Raw genomic sequence first — 23,051 nt, 5'->3', positions numbered from 1 at the left:
ATAGAGAAAATGAATAGGATTAATTTAAAAGTTAGTAATATGTTGAAAGTTAGAGTAATTGCTCTGACCATATTGTCTTTTGGGTTGTTCGATTCTTCTGTTTTGGCTAGTCCTAAACCAGATAATATCTCTGTTACAATAGAAAGAGAAAAGGAATCTGCGGATAAATTAATTACGAATGTTAAGACTTCCTACAACCCTGTTGTTGGACAAATCGTAGTTTCATTTCATTTAGCAAAACAATCTTCTGTAACAATTAAATTAATGGATGCGCTTGGTAATGAGGTTCTACCGTTGTTCAATGGAAATTTGGATGAAGGCAATCAAAATCATCTATTTGATACGAACGAAAAAGTAACACCTGGTTTTTATTTCGTGCGTGTTGCTTCAGGTTCCGAGACTATCGTAAAACGTATTTCCATAAAGTAGTTTTTTCGTTTGCCTATTTCGTCATTTAGACTATAGGAGAAACCTAAATTTATAAGATTCTTACTCCGTATATCCTCAAAATGATATTTCCCATATCAAAATAGAATTTTTATTTCTTCGAAAGTATCTCTTTCATTTCTTTAAACTCTTTTTCAATTACGGTATTTTGTTTTTTTGTCAATAATGACACAGTAATCGTAGCCACAAAACTAATCGCGAATCCTGGAATTATTTCATACAATTCTTTATAATCATGAGGAATGTAAACCCAGCCTAATACAGTTATTGCTCCTAAAATCATTCCTGTCAATGCACCTTGCATTGTCGTGTTTTTCCAAAATAGGGAAAGAATTATTAAAGGACCAAATGCAGCGGCGAATCCTGCCCAAGCGTTACCAACTAAGTTTAGAATGCTGTCCTTTTGGGTTAAGGATAATAGGAATGCAACAATAGCAACTAGTAATACCGCTAGTCTACTGATAAATAATAAATGTTTTGAGCTTGCATCTTTCTTGATAAAGGCTTTATAAATATCTTCGGTCATTGAACTAGAAGTCACCAATAATTGTGATGAAATCGTACTCATTACAGCCGCTAATATCGCAGAAAGTAAAAATCCTCCAATCAAGGGGTGAAATAAATAGCGCGAGAAGAATATAAATACAGTCTCTGCATTTTCTTTCGAACCATCAAAAAAAGCTAATTTATCAGGCAATTGAGAAGCGATGTAAGCAATTCCAAATAAACCAACAAGAATCGCTCCTCCTACGGTCAATATCATCCATCCAATTCCAACACGTCTCGCTTTAGTCAATTCTTTTACATCACTAATAGCCATAAAACGTACTAAAATATGTGGTTGACCAAAATAGCCTAATCCCCAAGCCAACAATGATATGATACTGACAAAAGAGCTACCTTTTAGAATATCTAAATAAAAAGAATTCTTGGAATCAATAATTGAAAATGTATTTCCGATACCATCCAAATCAATTAGCATCACCGCAGGTACTAAAAGCAAGGCAATAAGCATTATTGTACCCTGTACAAAATCTGTCAGACTAACCGCTAAAAATCCTCCTAAAAAAGTGTATAGAACGACTACAAAACTAGTTACAAGAAGTCCAGTGTTATAATCCATCCCGAAAGCGGATTCAAATAATCTTCCACCTGATACCATTCCTGCCGAAGTATAAAGTGTGAAAAAGACGAGAATAAGAATACTTGCGGTAATTTTTAATAATTGTGATTTGTCTTTAAATCTATTCTCAAAAAATACGGGGAGTGTAATGGAATTATTTGAGATTTCGGTGTACACTCGAAGTCTAGGTGCAATAAGTACATAATTCAAATAGGCTCCTATAGTCAAACCGATAGCTATCCAAGTAGCCGAAATACCAGACAAATAGACTGCTCCTGGCACACCCATCAATAACCAACCACTCATGTCGGCAGCTCCTGCTGATAATGCAGTGACTACAGGTCCCATTTTTCTGCCACCAATTAAAAAATCATCAGAACTATTTTTAGTCATTGCATACGAATAGACTCCTATAAGAATCATCAATAGCATATATAATCCGATGGAAATGTATTCGTATGTATTCATAAACTTCTGGTTTTCTATACTCGAAGATAATCAAAAGCAACAAAAAAGCGCTATTCTTTTGAAATAGCGCATATTAAACTAAGTTTTAACTTATTATTTTGTTTCCAAGAATCTCTCGATGTCTTTCGGACTTTTGACTTTGTTTTTAGTCAAAGCAATGTTAATAACCTCTGACATTTCGGTCACATAATGGAATTTCATGTCTTTGACATAATCTTCTTTTATTTCCATAATATCTTTCTGGTTTGACTTACAAAGAATAATTTCTTTGATATTAGCTCGCTTTGCTGCTAATATTTTTTCTTTAATACCACCGACAGGGAGAACTTTTCCACGTAAGGTAATTTCCCCAGTCATCGCTAATTTTTCCTTCACTTTACGTTGCGTAAATAACGAAGTCAAAGCAGTTAACATAGTGATACCAGCTGAAGGACCATCTTTTGGAGTAGCACCCGCAGGTACGTGAATGTTCACATCCCAAGTATCGAATACTTTATAGTTAATCCCAAATTCATCAGCATGGGAGCGCAAGTATGCCATAGCAATAGCAGCAGACTCTTTCATTACTTCACCTAAGTTACCTGTCAAACTCAACTTTCCTTTGCCAGGACTCAAACTTGATTCGATAAATAAAATATCACCACCTACAGCGGTCCATGCCAATCCTGTTACGACACCAGCTACATCGTTATTTTCGTAGATGTCTTTATCAAAAATCGGTGCACCTAAAACTTCTTCCATCATATCAGCATTGATATTTGGTGAATATGGTTTTTCCATAACGATTTTTGTAGCGACACCTCGTACTATAGAGCCGATTTTTTTCTCTAAGCCACGTACACCAGATTCACGTGTGTACTCTTCGATTACCTTTTCGATAATTTTTCCATTTAACGAAACATCTTTGGCACCAAGACCATGCATTTCACGTTGCTTAGGCAATAAGTGTTTCTTAGCAATCTCTATTTTTTCTTCAATCGTATAGCCATTAACTTCGATAATTTCCATTCTGTCCAACAATGCTGGTTGAATAGAACTCAATGAGTTTGCGGTAGCAATAAACATGACTTTTGATAAATCATATTCCATTTCTACATAATGGTCGTAGAAATTGGTATTTTGCTCCGGGTCTAAAACTTCTAGTAATGCCGATGAAGGGTCTCCTTTGAAATCTGCACCAAGTTTATCAATCTCATCCAATACAAATACTGGGTTTGAAGTACCAGCTTTTTTCAACGATTGGATAATGCGACCGGGCATAGCACCGATGTATGTTTTACGGTGACCTCTGATTTCCGCCTCATCACGTACACCACCCAAAGCCATACGTGTATATTTACGACCTAAAGCTTTGGCAATAGACTTTCCTAAGGAGGTTTTTCCCACTCCTGGAGGGCCTACAAGACACAAGATAGGCGCTTTCATATCGTTCTTTAGCTTCAATACAGCTAAATATTCGATGATACGTTGTTTTACTTTCTCTAAGCCGTAATGGTCTTTATCCAAGACTTTTACAGCACGATTCAAGTCAAATTTATCTTTGGTAAATTCACCCCATGGTAAATCCAAAAGCAATTCAAGGTAATTTAGTTGCACAGAATAATCAGCAGCTGCAGGATTGATGCGCGCTAATTTTTCCAATTCCTTGTAGAAATGTTTACTAACATCCTCAGGCCATTTTTTCGACTTACCTCGTGCACTTAAGTTTTCAATTTCCAAATCAGGGGTATTGCCACCTAATTCTTCTTGAATAGTTTTAAGCTGTTGATTTAAGTAATAATCACGTTGTTGCTTGTCTAAATCAATACGAACTTTATTCTGAATCTGATTTTTCAGCTCTAGCATTTGAACTTCTGTAGTCAAATGCTCTAACAAAAGTTTTGCCCTTTTGACAAAATCTTTCATTTCCAGTAACTCTTGTTTCGCAGGAAGTTCCAGAGCAAGATTTGAAGAAATGAAATTCACCAAGAAGGTAGGGCTTTCAATATTTTTGATAGCTATACCTGCCTCCGATGGAAGATTAGGTGAAAGTTGAATAATCTGAAGAGCCAACTCTTTGATAGAAGAAATGAGTGCTTTAAATTCTTTGCTGCTTGTTTTTGGCTTTTCTTCCGCAAAACGTTCGACTTTGGCTTTGATATAAGGCTCTGATTGAACGAGTTCATTCAGTTTAAAACGTTGCTTTCCTTGGATAATAACAGTTGTGTTGCCATCTGGCATTTGTAATACCTTGATAATGCTCGCTACTGTACCTATTTTGTTCAATTGGTCGAAATCAGGGTCTTCGACGCTCATATCTTTCTGTGATACAACACCAATAGTTTTTTCGCCTTTGTACGCTTCTTTGACCAATTTGATGGACTTGTCTCGTCCAACCGTGATCGGAATTACAACTCCAGGGAATAAAACGGTGTTTCGTAAAGGGAGAATAGCTAAAATATCTGGTATATCTTCGTTTCGCATTTCATCTTCATCTTGCTGACTCAACAAGGGAAAAAATTCAGTGTCCTCACTTATTATAGGAATAGCTTGATTGAAGTCGAAAGTGTTAAATTTACTCATATTTATTTCGTTCCATATCCGACAACATGTCAGACTTGTGTGTATATATTTAAACTTTATGATGTGATATGTTATATTGCAAGTGGAATGCCAAATGCAAAATTTGGTATCATTTATGTTATATAGTATAGAATACTGCTATTTCGTCAGCAAAGATTTACTGGTTTGGCAGTAAAAGAATAACTTGTTAAATATTAGAACCCACAGAATGTGGAAATGTTTATAAGTATTTGTTGACGGCTTAAACTTAATACAGCATTTTTACTCTAATAAGGATAGAAACAATTAAAATACACGATATGAACTTTAATAATTTGAGTAGCGGACTTAAATCAGTGAAATTAGGCTTGTCGACTTTAGCTTTGGCTATGTTGGCTTTGACTGCTTCAGCTCAACAAGAGGAGCATAAAAACCCAAATGTACGCATGGGTCAAAAAGCATTGTTGGATGGTGATTTTAAATCGGCTGTGACGCATTTGGAAAAGGCTTTACCGACTGAAGCGAATGACCCGAATGTATTGTATTTACTAGGATATTCTCAATTTCAATCTGCTGATTTTAAAAAGGCGGCAGAAACATTTGGCAAAGTAGTGGCATTGGATGCAAAAAACGCGAATGCATTGTACTACAAAGCTAAAGCAAACAATACACTTGCAGTAGAAAAAGATTCAAAATTGACTGTAGCACAAAAAGAGCAATTATTACAGTCAGTAGTTTCTGACTATTCAAAAGCTATTGCAATCAATGTTAATGATGCGAAATTATATCAAAATCGTGCAGTAGCCTATAGAGATTTAGGCATTTTGAAAGGAACAGCTGGTTCAGCGGGCTACAATAAGCAAATCGCAACTGATGCTTACACTAAAGCAGTCGCAGATTACGAAAAAGTATTGACGTATGACGCGAATAGAAAAGACATTCAGACAGAGCTTAAAAAAGCTAAAGTATACAGAGATCTTTTGAAATAACACCACAAACAACAATTAATTTAATCAGGCGAATGGCAAATGCACTTCGCCTTTTTTATTAATTAATCCTTCTGTATTTTTCGGATAAAAAAGCAATGGTGGATTCCATTATTTTCTGTAATATATTCAAATCGATATCGCTCAATTTGTTGATGTAAATACATGATTTTCCCATCTTATATTTACCTAAATTAGAGAGGAGTTTATCTTGGATTGGTGTTGAAGAATACACGTATAGGGATATTGCAGCTTTGCGCGGCGAAAAACTAATAAGAGGAGCTTCCCCTTCATGACCTGATTCATATCTGTACTGATATTTGCCAAAGCCAATTATCGAAGAACCAAACATCTTTGCTTGTTCACCAGTAGCTTCTGCCATTAATTTAATGAGTGCTTTACTGTCTTTAATTTTTTGATGATTCTCTATTTTAGATAAGAAATTTTCAATAACATTATCTGTAAAGACTGTTATGTTTTTGCTCATGAAGTTTAAAAAAAACATTTAAATCGTGCTTTCTGTGTAATTTTTAAAACTATTTAATATCGCTTGCCATCCAGCTTCTTGCATATTTATCGGGTTCATTTCTTCTGCTTCGAAGTCTATACGAATAGTAGTTTTATCATTTTTTTCACAAAATTCCATCCATACTTTTCGCTCATCATCCATTCTGTAGATGATGTTTTGGAAAGGTAGTACCTCGAGATATTCGCCTGCAAAATCAAAACCGAAACTTCCATCTTTTGCTTCCATTCTATTTTTAAATCTTCCACCTACACGTAAGTCATTCATAGAAGAAGGGCAGTGCCAATCTGGGCTAGCCTGATTCCATTTCTTTATTGATTCGGGCGAATTGTAATCTTCCCAGACTTTCTTTATAGGTGCGTTTATTTCTGTTTCTATATGAATAACTTGTTTTGCCATGCTATTTACGTTTATATTTATCATTTAATCCTATACCTGCTAAGATCATGGGTGTAATTTTATCCAATCGAGAAAGCTTTGTCTTTTCTTGCTTTGCCTCGTTGATATAGTTTATATAATCTTTTTGTTTACCCAGTGTTAGTTTGTTGAAAGCGGTTTGCAATTCCTTGTTTATTAAAAGTACATCTTTTAATATCCCCTCAGACTGTAGTGTGGTCGATTTTTCTGATGGGATAAATTTTCCATCTTTAATAGTTTGTATTGTCTCCTGTATATATTCTAGGATTTTTCTTTCATCAAACTCATCACAACTTTTAAGTCGCCATTGACGCAACGATTTGGTTTTACCTTCAGTGGCTGCTACAAGAACGTTGTATGGATCGCTAAGAAATACGCCGTTGTAGAACCATATCGAAAAGAAATTTTTGAAACCTCCCCAGCCAATTACATTTTTACCTTCATGGGTATAGATATCCATGCCCCATTTTATTTCTTTTTTAAGATTAGTTTTTAAAATCAATTGGCTCATTTTTTCATAAATATCTGACCATTGTTCCCTGTACTTTGTCCAATCTGGTTTTATTTTGTTTTTCAATAGTGTAACATTGAATTGTACCAAATTCTTCACAAGCTCATTATTTATTGGTGTGTTGTTTGGTATTTGTATTGTTCCTTTAGATGTTTTCAAGCCCGATATATAGTTTTGGCAAGCTTCAATAGCATTTGGGCCAGGGTAAAGACCAAGATGATTTTTGAATTGGGCAAAATGAATTAGATTACCATTATAACGAAATGTCGGCATACCATAAGAAATGGTTTCTTTGGTTTCTGCAGGTGCGAACTCCAAAATTATTTTTCTAAGATCCTGCAATTTTTTTTGATGTTCGGGATCTTGCAAAGCAATATATTCGTCTATGTTTTGAAAATTAGTATTCATTTTAAGATTTCATAAAATCAAAAGCACCCTCACGAAGGTTAATTCCATATTCTAAATAAGCTTTTAGGCATGCCAAGAAATTTGCCCATCCTTCTGTCTGCCCCATAGCCTGTTTAATGCCCTCTTCATCAGTATTAAATTTACTTTCTTTAATTCTTACGACGGTTGCCATAGGCGAAGTTTTTTCCAAAAATATCTCCACCAACATGTCTTCTGCGCCACCACTCCAATCAAAAGAAATATAGTCATAAGGTTGTACAAATTTTCCTTCGACAGTAAAGATGTCATCAAATTCAGGGAATTTCCAGTCTAATGTGCTTATACTATCAAGTCGTGCAGTACCACGCTCAATAAAGTAATTGCTCATTTTCTCAGGATTGACAATAGCTTCGTATACGACCTCTATAGGTTTTAATATCTGTATGGATGCTTTGGCTGTAAGTTTTTCGTTCATGGTGGTACTTTTTAAAATTATCTGCTTATATAGAACAATTAATGCATATTCTGTGTTTTACTGATACTATATATAATTTACATACTATTATTTAACTATGAAAAAGATTTTAACAGTTTCTTGGGAGCGTACATTCATGTTTATAATGTTTGCTTTTACTTCAATTCACTCTTTTGCACAAGATAAAGGACTTGATATTGATGTCGATATTAATAAAGGCGATGATAATTTATTTGCAAAGCCATGGGTTTGGATTGTAGGAGCGGCAGTATTTATTCTGCTTTTAGTTGCTATATTACGTGGAGGTAGGAAATAGTGAATTGGCAGATATAACAAAAAATTAAAATATTAGGTTGCTCCAGAGAGCAACCTAAATTTATTAAAACACTTTATGTAGGAAATAATTTTCTGCTATTTCGCCATCAATAGGTTTACCTTCGGTATCTAATTGTAATAGAACATTTTCGCCGACTTTATATTTTGTATCAATATCCTTACCCTTTAAATGGACTACACTTCCATTGTTATGCCACATAAATCTACCCGTATCTTGTAATGTTGTATTTCTTTCAACATATTCAGCACGATAAGAATAAGTCCCATCATCGTATAATTTGATGGTCGTCAAAATACCCGGACAATCTGCGCAAGGAATAGTGTCTTGATATGTGCCCGCCCAATCCAAAGAATTTTGTGAACTGTGCTCATCATGGAATAATGTACTATCATTCACTGCAATAGTGTCCGTTCCTTGTGAAGTGCTATTTGAGGTAGTTGTTTGAGAATTTTGACAACTTATAGTCAATATGGCTAAGCCAGCAAATAGTAAGGGAATAAAATTTTTCATGTCTATATTTGATTTATATTTGTAATATGTCATTAAATAATTTGTTACATCAACTATCAGCTAAACAAATATTCTTTCTAGATGTTTTAGCGTTTATCGAGGCGAATTACAATTATACGCCATCGGCTTTCAAAAATGGTAATCAGCAAAATGCTGCAACCGAAAACCAAGGAAGTGCTCGCGTTCTATTCTTTGCTAAGATTAATAACCTATCTAAAGAAGATACACTAAGTTTGTTTGCAGAGCATTATGATGCTGTCTTAAATTCTCCGGAGGGCAATGACCATCAAAATATTCGTCAATTCATGGCTAATGGTTGGGACACAGTTTCATTTGATAATGCAGTACTTTTTGAAAAATAAATCGAAGAGTTAATCTCTTTGATTTATTTTTCTAGATTGGCTTTCATATTTACCAATCCTTGGTCGAAGTCTTTGCTCATGTCATAAAAAAGCGTCAAGATATTGAATGGATACGGCATTTTTCCATCAATTTCCCATGTGACTTTTGTTTGATTGGGCGCAATAGAATCTACTGCAATAAAGGATTTATTCGCATTATCTGAATCGTTAAAAAATAAATCCATTTCTACGCGTTTATCATTTTGAATAGAGGTTATAACTTGTTTGCCGTTGCCGACTTTCTTGCTTTTCCACACATACGTAAATCCTATCGTTCCATCTTCTCCTATATATTCTTTCTGAATATTAGGGTCTTGACGAGACCAATTGTCGTATTCTCCCTGTTTTTTGATTTGCTTCAGGTAATTGAATACTTCACTTACATTTTTATTTACAATAATATCGCTGCCAGCGTGAAATTTCTTAGGTAAGATAGCTGCAATTAGCAAAACAATCCCTACCAAAACAAGTAATATTACCAATACGCCTTTCAATATTTTCATAGTAATTTAAATTAGATTAATGTTTCTGCCATGTTTTTCAGCTTTGTCATGGTGTTTAAATTTCTTCCAGTAGCTTTTACTTTTAGTTTAGCTTCTATAAATGGATTTGATAGTTTAGCATTCGCCATTCCTTCGGGTGTGTAGAAATAAAAGGTTTTATTTGCTAAGAAATACTGTTCCTTTCCAAAATCTATTTGTGAAAGTTTGTCTACATATTGTTGTTCTGGAAGATTATCCAAAAGAGTTATATAAACCTTATTTGCTGGTAAATCGTGAGGAAACGGATTTTTAAGTATGATTTCAAATAAATCTTCTGTGTTAAGTACAAAAACATCAATGGATAAGCCAAAATTTTGTTGAATCAATTGTTGAATTGTTGACTTGAGTTGGGATTTATCTAGTTTAGATTGTAGAATGATATTGCCACTTTGTATGTAGGTTTGCACATGATGAAAATTAGCTTTCTCAAGATGAAGTTTTAAATCTTTCATCTTGAGAATGTTTTTACCCGAGACATTTACCGCACGAAGCAATATCACGTATTTTGGCATCAATTAATCGCTTAAAACTTCTTATTGCCTTCGAAATGTATCATCCAAGCAATACCAAATTGGTCTATAAAAGAGGAAAAGAGTTCTGCAAAGAATGTTTCTTCTAACTCCATTTCCATGTTTTGTGCATTGACTGATAGTTTGTTATAGATGTGCTGTGCTTCATCAGTTGAATCAACATCCAGCATGATATAGGCAGAAGTTCCTGATTTAGCTATTTGACCAAAACTCTCTAAACAGTCTGATCCCATCAACATGGTATGTTCCGTAATAGCCATGCCGATATGCATAATTTTGTTTTTGTCAGCATCGGCTAGAGGATAATTAGGGTCGGCAGGCATATCTCCAAAGCGATATATACCGTTGAATTCTTTATTGAAAACGTTTTTATAGAAATTGAAAGCTTCTTCGCAATTTCCGTTGAAATTTAAGTAAGCGTGAATTTTTGCCATGGGATATTCTTGTTTATAAGATGGTTACTTTTCTATTAAAGGTAAATATTTATTTCTATTGTCAATAATAATCCAAAGATTGATTAGTGCAAAAACTGAAGCAAATGGCAAGCCTATAGGTTCATAGCAAATATGTTGACATATAATACCCACCATTATTGGAAAGACCATTATTGCGCCTAATGCTCGGGTTTTGGGGATTATAAATAATATTCCACCAATTATCTGTACTATACCAACTAATGGCAAAAGCCACTTTACAGTTTCAAGTGCTTGATTAATTTTTGTCAATTCTTCACTCAATTCAGGTGTTGGGATATAATTAAATATCTTGTTCAATCCAGCATTAATAAACATTGCTCCAAATAGGAAGCAAATAATGAACTTTACTATTTTCATAAATTCGGATATTTAGCTGTTGATGATTAATTGTTAGTAATTTAGACTCCCCAAATCTATTATAAAATTTATGTAAAATACTTGACATAGGAAAAGTTTTCTTAATGCTCAAATCAATTAATGTGTAATAAATGACCCTTATTTCAAATAATGCAGTAACTTTGTAGCTGAAGCAAACTGGTTCTATCGCTGTCTCAGAAATGGGAAAGAGGAAAGTCCGGGCAACATAGAGCGACACGCTTCCTAACGGGAAGGATGCCTCCGGGTAGACAGAAAGTGCCACAGAAAAGATACCGCCAGGCAACTGGTAAGGGTGAAAATGTGAGGTAAGAGCTCACGGTATTGTATGGTGACATGCATTACGGTAAACCTCGTGTGTTGAAAAACCAAATAGGTTGCGAGCATTAAAGGCTGCTCGTCTTTTTTTCTTCGGAAAACTCGCAATGGGTAGGTTGATGGAGCTTGTGCGTGAGTGCAAGCCTAGATAAATGATAGAAGTCCTTACTCAAGGATACAGAACCCGGCTTACAAGGTTTGCTTCTTTTTGATTTTCTCGCATATTTTCTTATTTTGTTCAGCAATTAAATATACAGACACACTATGGCGACAGTTTTAATTATAGATGACGAACGACCAATACGCAGTTCTCTTCGAGATATCTTAGAATATGAAGATTATAAGGTATTGGATGTTGATAATGGTGCCGATGGATTGGAGATATTGAAGAAGGATAAGATAGATCTTGTGCTATGCGATATCAAAATGAATAAAATGGATGGTATGGAGGTTCTTAGCGTAGCTAAAGAGTTTTCGGATGTGCCATTTATTATGATTTCTGGACATGGAACTATTGAAACTGCTGTAGAGGCAGCACGTAAAGGTGCTTTTGACTTTTTGGAGAAACCATTAGACTTGAATCGTTTGTTGATCACAGTACGTAATGCCTTAGAAAAGGGTACGTTAGTGAAGGAAACGAAAGTCTTAAAGCGTAAAGTTTCCAAGACAAAAGAAATATTAGGGGATTCTCAAGGTATTTCATTAATAAAAGACAGTATTGATAAAGTAGCTCCAACCGATGCTCGCGTATTGATTACGGGTGCGAATGGTTCGGGCAAGGAATTAGTAGCACGATGGCTTCATGAAAAGTCTAATCGTTCATCTGCACCTTTGATTGAAGTAAACTGTGCTGCAATTCCATCGGAATTAATTGAATCTGAATTATTTGGTCACGAAAAAGGCTCGTTTACTTCAGCGGTGAAACAACGTATTGGTAAGTTTGAGCAGGCAAGTGGAGGTACATTATTTTTGGATGAAATAGGGGATATGAGTTTGTCCGCACAAGCAAAGGTGTTACGTGCATTGCAAGAGAATAAAATCACGCGTGTGGGAGGAGAAAAGGAAATCTCGGTAGATGTACGTGTCATTGCAGCGACCAACAAGGATTTATTGAAGGAAATTGATGCAGGTAATTTCCGTATGGACTTGTACCACAGATTAAGTGTAATTTTGATTCACGTGCCTTCCTTGGCAGAGCGTCGAGATGATATTCCGACTTTAGCTTCTTCATTTTGTGAAGAAATTTGTGAAGACTATAATATCCCAACAAAGGCTATTACTACCGATGCTATGAAAGCATTGCAAGCACTTCCGTGGACTGGGAATATTCGTGAGCTCCGCAATATGGTCGAGCGATTAATAATATTGAGTGGAAAAGAAATCACTGACTCGGATGTTAATATTTTTGCAAATCCTTCGGTTTCTACCCACAATACCAAAGGTTCGGGTACTTCTATGATTGATTTGGATAGAATGGATAGCTTATCTGATTTCCTAGATTTTGCCCAAGAGAAGTTTATAGCTCACAAGTTGAATAAAAATGGAGGGGATGTGAGTCAAACTGCCGCAAAAATTGGAATTTCAGAGTTAGAATTAAAAAATAAACTTGAAAAAATTGGGGTCTGACTAAAAAAGAAGAGGTTGCAACCTCTTCTTTTTTGTTAATGATTGAACTTACGCTTCTGTCTATTGTAAAGTATAATGATAACAACAATAAGTAGTATGGCACCAATAATAATAAAGCCGGCAGAAGAACCTTGTTCTTCTGGCTGATGTGTCTGCGCCGATCCCAAATTAGCCCACATCGATAATAAAAATATGCCTCCTAACTTCCTCATAATTTTAATATGTTTACAGCTAAATCTAATGATTTAAAGATTGAATAGCAATTGTTTTAAGACTTTTTAACGTTTTGTTTTTAGCTGTTCATTCGCGTCTATTTATTTCAAACAACTACTATTTATAAATGGTTCAGAAGCCCATGGTATTACCTATCAGAAAAAGCGGGTTTGAAAAATTTCAAACCCGCTCATTTTTGATGTTGATAAGAAGAATTACTTCGAGAATCTAAAGTTAGCAAAGTAATACACCATATCAGTTGGTGGGGAAAATGTTAAACTTGGTTCACCACCAATATTTAGAGCAATAACTCTATTGTGACGATTAATGGTAGACTGTAAATCTACGGTCACTTCTGTCCACTTTTCTAATTGGTTGTCTGGAATTCTGAAATCATTAGCATTAAATGATGAACCCTCTTGACCAAAAGTGCTTTCGGATGAAAATGCCCAAAGATAGTTCATTATTCTAGGCCACAATCGTTGATAGGGGTCGTATGTTCCACTTACAATGGATTTTGCAGGCATGTATACTTTGAATTTCAGATATCTATATTCAGGTATATTAAAGCGATATTCTTTTGGTAGAGTAAATACAAATGTTCCATTTTTGCCTCTCATGGTTACTCTAAATACATTTTCTAAGGTTGTTCCAGCAGGAGGTGCAGGAGGAGATGTAGCAGGGATTTGCAGATCTAAAGCCCAAGCAGAAGCGTCTTGAATTTTGCCATCAAGGAAGAAATTCATTGGTATAAGCGATTCATTAGGTGTAGTGACATATTCAATGACACCCTTGCTTTCGAATGGTTGTAATAAATGATCAATACCCAAAGAATGTGGTACATACTTAATTTTTTTGATTAACCCTAAATTCAAAAGATCTACCATTGTTTGTGCATTGGCATCAGTAATAGGTGACACTTTACGTATGAATGGAAGGTAATTGCCACCACCTATGGTTTTTACAACTCCATTTCTATTATAATCTAATGTTTTAAGCGGAAATATTGTGCCTCCAGTCAAATCAAGCTCTTCGACGTTTGCGAAATAAAACAAATCTTGAAGTGTGTTGGTGTGAACAGGGAAAGTCAATTTCTTATAACTAGCTACTGCATCAGCTGTAAAGCTAGTTATCCCATTCGCTTCTAAAATTTCTCGCTCGGCCGGATTAAAAGTACTAGACCCTGTAGGCATATTTATTGTCAATGGTGTATTTAATTGAACAGAATCTAGTATTGCTACTCCATTCACTTTTGGTACAACATTGTATTTGAGTAGTATATTTAATGGTTGTCCGGCATTTAAATTAGCGGCGAAGATTCTAGGGTTATTAACTTGCTTACCTGTTATTTTTGAACCACTTTTATCGGTGTACTCATATTCTAAACTTCTATAATTTAACAAAATATTGGTTAACGATGTTGGCCAATCTAATACAGCTGCATTAGGAGAGGTTAATACTCGGGGTGATGATACTACTAAGTTGTCGACATCACTCTGTGTATAAGGAATAACTGCTATAACCTGAGGTACAGATTTGTTGTCGTATTCGTCAATTGTATATACGCGAATTCGGTAAAGTTTGGATTGTTTGAGATTGGTGACATTGACCCATGACACTAGAGAATCGATAATAATTTTTTCATTATCGTATTCAATAATTGTTTTTTGTGATTTACCCATTGATATTTGACTCGAAGGAATGCGACCAGCTTTCATCAAATCGATTTCCACACGCTCAAATCCTACTTTACTTACAATTGTATCATATTTGGCAGGGTATACTACTTCATCTGAATAGGGTTCCACATTGTCATACATTCCTTTACAAGAATATATCATTGCTAACACCCATAATAAAAATAGGTATTTGCTGTTTCTTTTAATAACTTTCATAATTCAAGTTTAATTACTTTTTCTACCATAAAGAGTAATCTCGGAAAGACAATTGGCATCTTCCAAAGTGTAGTTTCCATTAAAACTTTTGACAGCTTCATATCGAAACCAACGAGTTTTTTTTGTGTAAGCAGGTTCATCTGGATACATGTATGCCATATCACCTGCTTCACCCTTTTTAACAAACTCCAATTCACTCAATCCTAATGGAACTTCTATTTTATTTTGCGAAACAAATTCCCAAGATCCACTTGCATCATCCCAAATGTACATATTATAAATACCTACATTTTCATTTCTGTAGTATTGGCCACGCGATATATTAGCTAATCCACCAGAGTGCCTCTGCACGGTAACAATTCGACTCAATTCATAATAATCTCCTAAGTCTATAATAAAGTTCCACGGCATATTACCATCTGAAGTTCTGCCGGTTTTACCACGACCACTCGTATGCATAAAATTCAAGTTATCTCCTCTGTCGATAATATCATCTATCACATATCTATTTCTTCCCTCTAAACCATTCCCAAATACCATTGGTACACCACCTACTGAATCGTTCGGATTTGGTAATACCCAAGATTGTTTTGGAATCTTAATGTCTTCATAAAGTGAGATTTGTCCTTTGGAAATAGGCTCTGTGATATTACCATAGATGTCTTCTACTCTGATTTTTACATCGACTTTCTCGGAGGGAGGAAGTACTAAGTCATTAATAAATCGTCTGTCTTTTTCAAGATTCGATGAAAATACCGAAGTTAATGATCTAGTTTCTCCATTTTGATTAAATGTAAAATCAACATAAACATTGATGTTTTGCTTCAATTCATTCGTCCAATCTATAAAGAAAGAACTAAACCCTGGTTTTACTACCATTGAGTTCGCTACTCTACTAAATGCAGGTTCTAAAGGTCTAACTTTAACATCTACTGGTTCTGATTTATTACCTGTCCTATCTACTGCATATAATTGTATCGTATATTCTTCGGTGTCTGGTAAACCGTAGACGTCTAAAGAGTCAACAAAATAAGAAGCAGCAAATGTGAATTTTTTTCCAGTTTTATTAGTGTAAATAGCTTCTACACTCATCAAATCTTCGTCCGAAGGTAATGAATAGAAAAATCTCGCGCCACCGTATAGAGGTTCATATTTTTTCAAGGTGATCTTGCCAGGGGCTTGGCTATCATCACTGTTAGGCTTGAATCTATCTTTCTCCTTACAAGCAGATAGAATACATAAACTTACAAGACAGTAAATGAATCCTAAATATATTGTTTTCATAATAATTGCAATTTTAAATCTTCAAATAATTACCATCCTGGGTTTTGAATCAATTGTCCATTCGTATTCATCTCATTGAGGCTAATAGGCCACAAACAGTCTGTTATAGTAAATCTTCTTTGTTGTTTTACTTCTAACACAAAGAAAGTTGAACCTGTTGTTCCTGTATGCGTCCAACCCCATACTGGTGATGAGAATGCTGAAGTAGCTTTTTTGTGTCTCCACATATCCCAAAAGTGAATTCCTTCAAATGCAAATTCTATAGATCTTTCTTTTAAGATTAAATCTCGTAGTCCTTCTTTGGTTCTATGTTTATTTACAGTTCTTGCTAAAGTTGGATCCGACCAAACATCTTCTATGTTAGGAACACCTGCGCGTTCTCTTACTTTATTTATTTCGTCGTAAACTGCTTGTGATGGCCCTGAAAACTCATTCATTGCTTCTGCTTTCATTAAATAGAGATCAGCCATACGTACTATTGGATATGGAAATTTGATTGTACGTTGCCAAGCGTTTGACTGAGATTCTGGATGTACCATTTTTTGCGTTCCGATACCTGTCGCCAAGAAATCTGTAGTATGCTGCGATGAATTGTAACCGCCGTGAGAGTTACCGTACATCATCGTGTTTATACGTACTGCGTGCGCCCTCCAGTATCCTGCTGTAATACCAAGATTTGCATAAAATCTCGGTTCCCTATTCATATATAATTTGATAGTCTCTGCGCCAGGTTGCATATAACCGTTCCAGTGTGTATAAGCAGGATCAGTCATGCCAGGCGTTCTTATTATTTCATGTCGATTGTTGAAATCGTAGGTCAAATCTTCTTCTATAGGTAAACCATTCTCGGTATAATAACGTTCAGCCATAGCATATGTAGCAGCCATCCATTGCCAAGAATATGCTGCAGTATTCACTACACCATCACCGTATCCTTCAGGTAGGCGTATATTTGTTGAGTGCGCAAGCTCACCTTGATTATAATAATCTAAATTTGAGTTACCCCATACTAATTCTTTATTCCAAGGGTCTACAATTAGCATACGCAAATCATATAGCTTTTTCATTCGTTCATTATTCTCAAGAAAAGCTGGTCTATCATATATAAATGGTTCTTTTTCGAATTTATATAAGCCTAATCCGTTTTCTTCTGCAGTAGAAATCGCATCATTTATAGCAACTAGTGCTTCTTGCCACTTTTCATTTTTAACTTCCATTGGAAAGAATGGTTGTCCATCTTTATCCATGAAGTCACCAAAATATTCACGATTTCCATTAAAGAATGGACTGGCTCTGAAAAATAATACACGAGCTTTTATAGCTTTTGCTGCGACTTGATCAATTTGACCAAGGTTATTTGATGTTGCTCTTTCTGTCAAATTTGGAATTGCTTGATTCATCAAATCAAGAATGTAAGTAAAGCATTCTTCTACCTTTTTTCTTGGCAAGAATAACTCTTCTTTTTTAGATTCTGGGGAAGCTGTCGTTTCAGGAATTACGATAGGCCCATATTGCTGTACAAGTAAGAAGGCGAAATATGCTTTTAAGAACGTCACTTGTGCTTTCCAATCGGCAATCTCCACCTCAGACATGTCTTTTACCTTGTCAATATTTGCCAAAAAAACATCGGCTTGTCGTATAGCTATATATAAGGGTTTACCACCTTGTGAGCCAGACCAGAAACCTAGTTGAGGGTCTGTCTGAGATTGTAAGCCTCGCATAATACGAATCGCTCTCAAATCACTTGTAGTATTATTCAAGTCTAATCTTCCTACATATTCATCCCCCAATGTCCATGTTGTCACGTGGGTGCGTTCGTCATTTGGCAGATAACTGTAGACTTTGGCAAGTGCATTATATGCATCTTCCTTTAAAGTAAATATATCTTCTAATTTTAACGTGTTATCAGGAACTACATCTAGATACTTCGTACAAGAACCTAAACCTATGGCAGTTGCTAATAATAAATATTTTAATGATTTCATTTTTCGGTTCTTTTAATTAATAGACTAATTGAATACCTACATTGAATCTCTTGTTTGGAGGATATCCTAATCCGTTTCTGCCCATTTCAGGATCCCAAAGTTTGAATGGACTTGTCACAAACAAATTCTCTCCACTGAAGTAAATACGACTTCCTTTGTTCAATCCAAAACGCTTTAAGTTTTTAGGGCTATACCCTATTTCAAGAGATTTTAGTCGTAAGAAAGAGCCATCACGCATCCACCATGATGATTGTTGTATATTATTATTGACAGGGTTTGTGGATAGTCTTGGCCAGAAGGCATGGATATTAGGATTTGTTTCGCTCCAGTAATCCTCTGCTATTATAGAAAGTGCATTTCTTCTATTTGCAAAAGGAGCTATTCCGTAAGCACCTGTTGCAAGGTTGGATTCAGCTGTTGAATTTATAAAGAAGCTTACATTGGCATTTCCTTGTAAGAAAAAGGAGAAATCAAAAGATTTATATCCCATTGACATGCCAAAACCATATTGTATCTCAGGTACTGTAGGGAAACCCATAGCGATACGGTCATTACTGTTAATAATACCGTCACCATTAATATCTTTATATTTAATATCACCAGCCATATATTCACCAAAATCTTGTTTTGGAGAGTTTCTGATCTCTTCTTCATCCACGAATAAACGTTCTGCAAGCAATCCCCATTGTTGGTTGATATTTTGACCTCTACGTTTTAGATAAGCGTCAGGATAATCTCTTTCATCCAATTCATCTAGCTTATTGACAGCGTATGTAAAGTTGGCGCGTCCAGAAATCCAAAAATTTTCATTTAAATTCTTCATGTAATCCAATGAGCCATCAAAACCTTGAGAACTAACTTGTCCCACATTACCACTCACACTTGCTTCCAGACCTGCTGAGGCAGGGAAGTTTTCTCTGTTCATATAAATTTTACTACGTACATCTTTGAAAAAATCAGCAGTCAATTTAAGTGATTCATTCATGAAATTAATTTCAGCTCCTAAATTCCATTTTTCGGATTGTTCCCAAGTGATATCTGGGTTGGCATATCTATTTACAGAATATCCATCATAAGCATTCATAAATGATGTGCCCCAACGATAGGCTCCACCGCCCATAGAGATATCTGATAAGTAGAAGAAGCGACCTGCGCGACCCGAAATAGCGTCATTACCCACAAGCCCCCAAGTACCGCGGACTTTTAATGAACTGATTGCAGGTTTTAGTGGTTCGAAAAATGTTTCATTAGACATTAACCAACTTACACCAAATGAAGGGAAAAATCCATAACGCTTTTCTCCAGTGAATTTTTCTGACCCATTAAAACCATAACTTGCTTCGGCAAAGTATTTATTGTCATAATCATACGTCAGACGGCCTGAATTACCCATGTTTTTTTCAGGTAATGTTTCGTAGATGGATGTACTATTTCCTGCCGTCAATAGCTTTTCTTCCATCATACCTACAGTCATGGCTCCAATATTATGTGAACCAAAAGATCTATTCCAATTCAATCGAGCTTCAAAATAGTAATGGCCATTTGCATCTCTATTAGGGATCACATTTCCCAGGTAAGATTGGCCTGTTGTTGGATTTAGAGGATAAAGCTTAAATTCTCCAGTAATCTGATTGTAACTTTCTAAATCATAATAAAACGGGTTATAAGTACGTCTACTAGCATATTTACTCCATGTGCTGACAGATGCTTTACCTTGAATTTTTAATCCCTCTGTTATGAATCCCAAATCTTGGGATAATGTAGCTTGTGCGATGATGCTACTTTCATTACGATCTTCAAAACCTCGTACCATTTCGGCGTAAGGGTTCGATTTAAGTGAACCTGTTACAAATGAATTTCCAAAAAGAACATGCTCTGTAAATTCATTGGCTGCATCAGGCTTATATACCGCAGGGAAATCCACTGGATTACTATTCATTGTCATGCGGAAAATATTTGAAGCTGACTGGTACGGGCCAGTATAACGCTCAAATCTTCCTTGTATACGAGTGTCTAACGTAGTAGTTTTTGTTAGTTTGAAAATAACATTTGATCGAATGAATAATCGATTTATATCGATGTTATTATTAAAGTTATTTCTATTATCTACTTTCAAAAGTCCAGTTTCTTTATCAAAACCAGTAGAAACATAATACGTTGCTACCTGTCCACCACCTGATAAATTCACATTTGCCTTGGTGTTGGTGGTTGATTTATTAAATAATGTATTATACCAGTCAATATTTGGATAAATCATTCCATCTTCACCATTAAGCGTGGACTGGATTTTTTGTTCTGAATAGTATGATCCAAGTATAGGCTGACGAGTCAATTGTGCTTGATTGTACAAACGCATATAGCTAACTCCATCAATCATATCGATCATTTTAGTAGGCATAGCCGTATTGACATCAACACGTGCATTCATGGATACAGGGCCTTCTCGACCTGATTTTGTAGTTACCATGATAATACCATTTGCACCCCTTGCTCCGTAGAGTACCGTAGCCGATGCATCTTTTAGAATTGAGAAACTCTCGATATCGTCCGGTTGTAGTCTCGCTAAATTGTCGGTAGTAGCTTCAAATCCATCGATTAAGATCAAGGGCGATGTTTGGTAACCAAATGTTGTTACACCACGAATAAAAAATTGTGCATTATCTGCTCCAGGTTCACCAGATGTTTGGTAGGAAATGACCCCAGGAATTCGACCAGCAAATGAGCCGGTAAGATTGGAAGCAGGTATTTTTAAATCTGAGGCTTTGACGGTAGTTATCGCACCTACAACGCTTGATTTCTTTTGCGTACCGAATGCCACTACGGTAACTTCATCAATCGCACTGCCGTCTTCATACAATAAAATTTCGAGTATATTCCGTTGGTCAACGGCAATACTCTGGGTTTTCATTCCTACGTACGTGAATGTTAAACTGTCACCTACATTAGCAGTAACTTGAAATTCACCATTGGCATTGGTTTGGGTTGAGGTAATTTTATTCTTCAATACACTAACACCTCCGATTAACTCTCCGTTTGACCCATTTTTAACAACGCCTGTGATTTGTTTTTGGGAGAATACGTAAATAGGAACTGTCAAGAAGAATAAAAGAATCAACAATTTTTGCTGAGCTTTTTTCATAAAATAGAATTGATAGCTGTAATTAGTAAATGGTTAATTAAAATAAATATACAACAGAAAACTTTTAAAACAAATAATTTTGTTTAGGAATTTTGTTAAAATAATTTTTAAACTTTATCGGTTTAGCTGAAATAAGTATAGATATTTTTTCTTTTTATTTATAAAGGGTGTTTTATAGAGTAAATACATAGCTAACGAGGCTAATTGTTTAATAATTTTTAATAATTGGAAATGGTTAAAACGCAAAAATCCCGACCTCTATAGATCGGGATTTTTGCGTTTTGAAGATAAGTTTATTTAAGAAATCTCAGCTAAAAAATTTCCATCTTGATTGATAAGTTCACGTTTATCAATTATCTCTTGTAAATTGATATATCCGATTACATATTTTGAATTTTCACCATAAAAACGTTCTGTGATAGATTTAAATTCAATATTTTCTAACAAATCGTCATCTTGGTAGCGGAAATATACTTTCAAATCATAGTTGGTCGAATACTGCAGTTCTTGTGAATCCAAGTGTTTCTTGTATTCATAGCGGTAATCGTAACGCAATGCTGCAATGTCTGAAAGTACAGCAGAACCCGTTGGGTGACCACCAGCACCTTTTCCATAAAAGAATTGCTCGTCAGCGAAAGCTGCTTTTACCAATACGCCATTATTTTCATTCTCTACATTATAAAGAATATTGTCTTTCGTGATAAATCTTGGCAATACATATAACACCACTTCACTGTTGCTGATTTCTTTGGCGAAAGGAATCAATTTGATTTTAAAGTTTTTCTCTTTCGCATAGCGAATATCATTATCGTTCAATCTATCAATACCAAGATTCAAAATCGTTTCTGGATTCACAAACAAACCGTACGCATGTGAGGCTACGATAGTCAATTTGTATTTAGGGTCAAATCCGCCTACATCCAATATAGGATTAGTTTCGGCAAAGCCTAATTCTTGTGCTTTTTTCAAAGCATCGGCATAACTTTGACCTTCGTTGAAAATTTTTGATAAAATATAATTTGAAGAACCATTGAAAATACCACTTACAGAATGTAAAAGTTCATTATCATAATATTCTTCCAAATTACGAATGATAGGAATACTACCACATACTGCTCCTTCGTACAATAAAGAAGTGCCATATTGTTGTTGTATCTCAGTCAATTCTTCCAAATGTGTTGCAATCATTTTTTTGTTTGCAGATACCACATTTTTTCCAGAAGAAAGAGCTTTCTTAGTGATTTCAAATGCGGCATCCGCATCATCAATCAATTCAACTACTGTATTAATTTCAGGGTCATCCAAGATTACATTCGCATCCGTTGTGAATAAATCAGCAGGCAAACTTCTCTTTTTGTCCGCATTCTTAATCACGAATTTTTTAATCTCTAAGTTTAAGTTTTTTGTCTTAATAATATCGTAAAGTCCTTGTCCGACAACGCCAAACCCGAACATTCCGATAGTAAGTTTCTTACTCATATATTTTTTAAAATTTCTATTCCCTCTCGTAATGTATATATTCCTCAAAAAATTAAGTAT

The 23,051-nt window shown here is 35.2% G+C and carries 22 protein-coding genes and 1 other RNA gene; 6 read left to right on the top strand and 17 right to left on the bottom strand.

Features of this window, described 5'->3' with window-relative positions; translation table 11 throughout:
* Positions 1–39 precede the first annotated feature (39 nt).
* Positions 40–429, top strand: coding sequence for a T9SS type A sorting domain-containing protein (locus GOQ17_RS01620; protein ID WP_159633847.1), 390 nt, complete (start codon positions 40–42; stop codon positions 427–429).
* A 109-nt stretch (positions 430–538) separates the two neighbouring features.
* Here GOQ17_RS01620 and putP read toward each other — a convergent pair whose 3' ends face one another.
* Together putP and lon are read right to left on the bottom strand one after the other, a co-directional pair.
* Positions 539–2,038, bottom strand: coding sequence for a sodium/proline symporter PutP (gene putP, locus GOQ17_RS01615; protein WP_159633844.1), 1,500 nt, complete (start codon positions 2,036–2,038; stop codon positions 539–541).
* A 93-nt stretch (positions 2,039–2,131) separates the two neighbouring features.
* Positions 2,132–4,600 carry an endopeptidase La gene (lon, locus tag GOQ17_RS01610; RefSeq protein ID WP_159633841.1) on the bottom strand — a complete coding sequence of 823 codons (2,469 nt, stop codon included), beginning with the start codon at positions 4,598–4,600 and terminating at the stop codon, positions 2,132–2,134.
* 299 nt (positions 4,601–4,899) lie between these two features.
* Between lon and GOQ17_RS01605 the strand changes: the two genes are divergently transcribed.
* Positions 4,900–5,568, top strand: coding sequence for a tetratricopeptide repeat protein (locus tag GOQ17_RS01605; RefSeq protein WP_159633838.1), 669 nt, complete (start codon positions 4,900–4,902; stop codon positions 5,566–5,568).
* 58 nt (positions 5,569–5,626) lie between these two features.
* Here GOQ17_RS01605 and GOQ17_RS01600 read toward each other — a convergent pair whose 3' ends face one another.
* The 4 genes from GOQ17_RS01600 to GOQ17_RS01580 are packed head-to-tail and all read right to left on the bottom strand — an operon-like array spanning position 5,627 to position 7,881.
* On the bottom strand, positions 5,627–6,052 hold the full coding sequence (locus GOQ17_RS01600; RefSeq protein WP_159633835.1) for a DUF1801 domain-containing protein: 426 nt from the start codon (positions 6,050–6,052) through the stop codon (positions 5,627–5,629).
* Positions 6,053–6,070: 18 nt separating this feature from the next.
* On the bottom strand, positions 6,071–6,490 hold the full coding sequence (locus GOQ17_RS01595; protein WP_159633832.1) for an SRPBCC domain-containing protein: 420 nt from the start codon (positions 6,488–6,490) through the stop codon (positions 6,071–6,073).
* A 1-nt stretch (position 6,491) separates the two neighbouring features.
* On the bottom strand, positions 6,492–7,427 hold the full coding sequence (locus tag GOQ17_RS16175; protein WP_201288483.1) for a DUF1801 domain-containing protein: 936 nt from the start codon (positions 7,425–7,427) through the stop codon (positions 6,492–6,494).
* 1 nt (position 7,428) lies between these two features.
* A complete protein-coding gene (locus GOQ17_RS01580) occupies positions 7,429–7,881 on the bottom strand; it encodes an SRPBCC domain-containing protein (protein ID WP_159633829.1) in 453 nt (150 codons plus the stop codon).
* 97 nt (positions 7,882–7,978) lie between these two features.
* Between GOQ17_RS01580 and GOQ17_RS01575 the strand changes: the two genes are divergently transcribed.
* Positions 7,979–8,197: a hypothetical protein gene (locus GOQ17_RS01575; protein ID WP_159633826.1), complete on the top strand. Its 219-nt coding sequence runs from the start codon at positions 7,979–7,981 to the stop codon at positions 8,195–8,197.
* A 63-nt stretch (positions 8,198–8,260) separates the two neighbouring features.
* Here the strand turns inward: GOQ17_RS01575 and GOQ17_RS01570 are convergent, their stop codons facing one another.
* A complete protein-coding gene (locus GOQ17_RS01570; protein ID WP_159633823.1) occupies positions 8,261–8,728 on the bottom strand; it encodes a copper resistance protein NlpE in 468 nt (155 codons plus the stop codon).
* A gap of 26 nt (positions 8,729–8,754) precedes the next feature.
* On the opposite strand from GOQ17_RS01570, the gene GOQ17_RS01565 reads away from it, so the two are divergent.
* Positions 8,755–9,090 carry a HopJ type III effector protein gene (locus GOQ17_RS01565; protein WP_159633820.1) on the top strand — a complete coding sequence of 112 codons (336 nt, stop codon included), beginning with the start codon at positions 8,755–8,757 and terminating at the stop codon, positions 9,088–9,090.
* 23 nt (positions 9,091–9,113) lie between these two features.
* Here the strand turns inward: GOQ17_RS01565 and GOQ17_RS01560 are convergent, their stop codons facing one another.
* Genes GOQ17_RS01560 through GOQ17_RS01545 form a run of 4 tightly spaced genes read right to left on the bottom strand, consistent with a single transcriptional unit; the run spans position 9,114 to position 11,034 of the window.
* Positions 9,114–9,632, bottom strand: coding sequence for an SRPBCC family protein (locus tag GOQ17_RS01560; protein WP_159633818.1), 519 nt, complete (start codon positions 9,630–9,632; stop codon positions 9,114–9,116).
* Positions 9,633–9,643: 11 nt separating this feature from the next.
* Positions 9,644–10,183: a DUF1697 domain-containing protein gene (locus tag GOQ17_RS01555; RefSeq protein WP_159633815.1), complete on the bottom strand. Its 540-nt coding sequence runs from the start codon at positions 10,181–10,183 to the stop codon at positions 9,644–9,646.
* A gap of 11 nt (positions 10,184–10,194) precedes the next feature.
* On the bottom strand, positions 10,195–10,635 hold the full coding sequence (locus GOQ17_RS01550; RefSeq protein WP_159633812.1) for a VOC family protein: 441 nt from the start codon (positions 10,633–10,635) through the stop codon (positions 10,195–10,197).
* Positions 10,636–10,659: 24 nt separating this feature from the next.
* Positions 10,660–11,034 carry a DoxX family protein gene (locus tag GOQ17_RS01545; RefSeq protein WP_159633809.1) on the bottom strand — a complete coding sequence of 125 codons (375 nt, stop codon included), beginning with the start codon at positions 11,032–11,034 and terminating at the stop codon, positions 10,660–10,662.
* Between the two features lie 170 nt (positions 11,035–11,204).
* Between GOQ17_RS01545 and rnpB the strand changes: the two genes are divergently transcribed.
* An RNA gene (rnpB, locus tag GOQ17_RS01540) (RNase P RNA component class A) lies at positions 11,205–11,578 on the top strand.
* 56 nt (positions 11,579–11,634) lie between these two features.
* A complete protein-coding gene (locus tag GOQ17_RS01535) occupies positions 11,635–12,996 on the top strand; it encodes a sigma-54-dependent transcriptional regulator (RefSeq protein WP_159633806.1) in 1,362 nt (453 codons plus the stop codon).
* A gap of 35 nt (positions 12,997–13,031) precedes the next feature.
* Here GOQ17_RS01535 and GOQ17_RS01530 read toward each other — a convergent pair whose 3' ends face one another.
* The 6 genes from GOQ17_RS01530 to GOQ17_RS01505 form a co-directional block, all read right to left on the bottom strand.
* Positions 13,032–13,208, bottom strand: coding sequence for a hypothetical protein (locus tag GOQ17_RS01530; RefSeq protein ID WP_159633803.1), 177 nt, complete (start codon positions 13,206–13,208; stop codon positions 13,032–13,034).
* A gap of 216 nt (positions 13,209–13,424) precedes the next feature.
* Positions 13,425–15,104 carry a DUF4998 domain-containing protein gene (locus tag GOQ17_RS01525; RefSeq protein ID WP_201288482.1) on the bottom strand — a complete coding sequence of 560 codons (1,680 nt, stop codon included), beginning with the start codon at positions 15,102–15,104 and terminating at the stop codon, positions 13,425–13,427.
* 9 nt (positions 15,105–15,113) lie between these two features.
* Positions 15,114–16,388 (bottom strand): DUF4959 domain-containing protein, encoded by a 1,275-nt coding sequence (locus GOQ17_RS01520; protein ID WP_159633800.1) that lies wholly within the window; start codon positions 16,386–16,388, stop codon positions 15,114–15,116.
* Between the two features lie 29 nt (positions 16,389–16,417).
* Positions 16,418–18,373, bottom strand: a complete 1,956-nt coding sequence (locus GOQ17_RS01515) for a RagB/SusD family nutrient uptake outer membrane protein (protein ID WP_159633797.1) — start codon at positions 18,371–18,373, stop codon at positions 16,418–16,420.
* A 16-nt stretch (positions 18,374–18,389) separates the two neighbouring features.
* The gene (locus tag GOQ17_RS01510) at positions 18,390–21,512 is read right to left on the bottom strand and encodes a SusC/RagA family TonB-linked outer membrane protein (protein WP_159633794.1); all 3,123 of its coding nucleotides are present in this window, start codon (positions 21,510–21,512) and stop codon (positions 18,390–18,392) included.
* Positions 21,513–21,809: 297 nt separating this feature from the next.
* On the bottom strand, positions 21,810–22,991 hold the full coding sequence (locus tag GOQ17_RS01505; RefSeq protein WP_159633791.1) for a homoserine dehydrogenase: 1,182 nt from the start codon (positions 22,989–22,991) through the stop codon (positions 21,810–21,812).
* Positions 22,992–23,051: the final 60 nt, after the last annotated feature.

The sequence above is a fragment of the Sphingobacterium composti genome (assembly GCF_009829075.1).
Classification (GTDB): Bacteria; Bacteroidota; Bacteroidia; order Sphingobacteriales; family Sphingobacteriaceae; genus Sphingobacterium; species Sphingobacterium composti.
Note: the sequence above shows the minus strand (reverse complement) of the source record. Positions and strands in the feature narration are given on the sequence as shown.

What these genes read in the sequence shown, in the direction of transcription:
- GOQ17_RS01620 (WP_159633847.1), top strand. Translation starts at nt 40, where the DNA reads ATGTTGAAAGTTAGAGTAATTGCTCTGACCATATTGTCTTTTGGGTTG.
- putP (WP_159633844.1), bottom strand. Translation starts at nt 2,038, where the DNA reads ATGAATACATACGAATACATTTCCATCGGATTATATATGCTATTGATG.
- lon (WP_159633841.1), bottom strand. Translation starts at nt 4,600, where the DNA reads ATGAGTAAATTTAACACTTTCGACTTCAATCAAGCTATTCCTATAATA.
- GOQ17_RS01605 (WP_159633838.1), top strand. Translation starts at nt 4,900, where the DNA reads ATGAACTTTAATAATTTGAGTAGCGGACTTAAATCAGTGAAATTAGGC.
- GOQ17_RS01600 (WP_159633835.1), bottom strand. Translation starts at nt 6,052, where the DNA reads ATGAGCAAAAACATAACAGTCTTTACAGATAATGTTATTGAAAATTTC.
- GOQ17_RS01595 (WP_159633832.1), bottom strand. Translation starts at nt 6,490, where the DNA reads ATGGCAAAACAAGTTATTCATATAGAAACAGAAATAAACGCACCTATA.
- GOQ17_RS16175 (WP_201288483.1), bottom strand. Translation starts at nt 7,427, where the DNA reads ATGAATACTAATTTTCAAAACATAGACGAATATATTGCTTTGCAAGAT.
- GOQ17_RS01580 (WP_159633829.1), bottom strand. Translation starts at nt 7,881, where the DNA reads ATGAACGAAAAACTTACAGCCAAAGCATCCATACAGATATTAAAACCT.
- GOQ17_RS01575 (WP_159633826.1), top strand. Translation starts at nt 7,979, where the DNA reads ATGAAAAAGATTTTAACAGTTTCTTGGGAGCGTACATTCATGTTTATA.
- GOQ17_RS01570 (WP_159633823.1), bottom strand. Translation starts at nt 8,728, where the DNA reads ATGAAAAATTTTATTCCCTTACTATTTGCTGGCTTAGCCATATTGACT.
- GOQ17_RS01565 (WP_159633820.1), top strand. Translation starts at nt 8,755, where the DNA reads ATGTCATTAAATAATTTGTTACATCAACTATCAGCTAAACAAATATTC.
- GOQ17_RS01560 (WP_159633818.1), bottom strand. Translation starts at nt 9,632, where the DNA reads ATGAAAATATTGAAAGGCGTATTGGTAATATTACTTGTTTTGGTAGGG.
- GOQ17_RS01555 (WP_159633815.1), bottom strand. Translation starts at nt 10,183, where the DNA reads ATGCCAAAATACGTGATATTGCTTCGTGCGGTAAATGTCTCGGGTAAA.
- GOQ17_RS01550 (WP_159633812.1), bottom strand. Translation starts at nt 10,635, where the DNA reads ATGGCAAAAATTCACGCTTACTTAAATTTCAACGGAAATTGCGAAGAA.
- GOQ17_RS01545 (WP_159633809.1), bottom strand. Translation starts at nt 11,034, where the DNA reads ATGAAAATAGTAAAGTTCATTATTTGCTTCCTATTTGGAGCAATGTTT.
- GOQ17_RS01535 (WP_159633806.1), top strand. Translation starts at nt 11,635, where the DNA reads ATGGCGACAGTTTTAATTATAGATGACGAACGACCAATACGCAGTTCT.
- GOQ17_RS01530 (WP_159633803.1), bottom strand. Translation starts at nt 13,208, where the DNA reads ATGAGGAAGTTAGGAGGCATATTTTTATTATCGATGTGGGCTAATTTG.
- GOQ17_RS01525 (WP_201288482.1), bottom strand. Translation starts at nt 15,104, where the DNA reads ATGAAAGTTATTAAAAGAAACAGCAAATACCTATTTTTATTATGGGTG.
- GOQ17_RS01520 (WP_159633800.1), bottom strand. Translation starts at nt 16,388, where the DNA reads ATGAAAACAATATATTTAGGATTCATTTACTGTCTTGTAAGTTTATGT.
- GOQ17_RS01515 (WP_159633797.1), bottom strand. Translation starts at nt 18,373, where the DNA reads ATGAAATCATTAAAATATTTATTATTAGCAACTGCCATAGGTTTAGGT.
- GOQ17_RS01510 (WP_159633794.1), bottom strand. Translation starts at nt 21,512, where the DNA reads ATGAAAAAAGCTCAGCAAAAATTGTTGATTCTTTTATTCTTCTTGACA.
- GOQ17_RS01505 (WP_159633791.1), bottom strand. Translation starts at nt 22,991, where the DNA reads ATGAGTAAGAAACTTACTATCGGAATGTTCGGGTTTGGCGTTGTCGGA.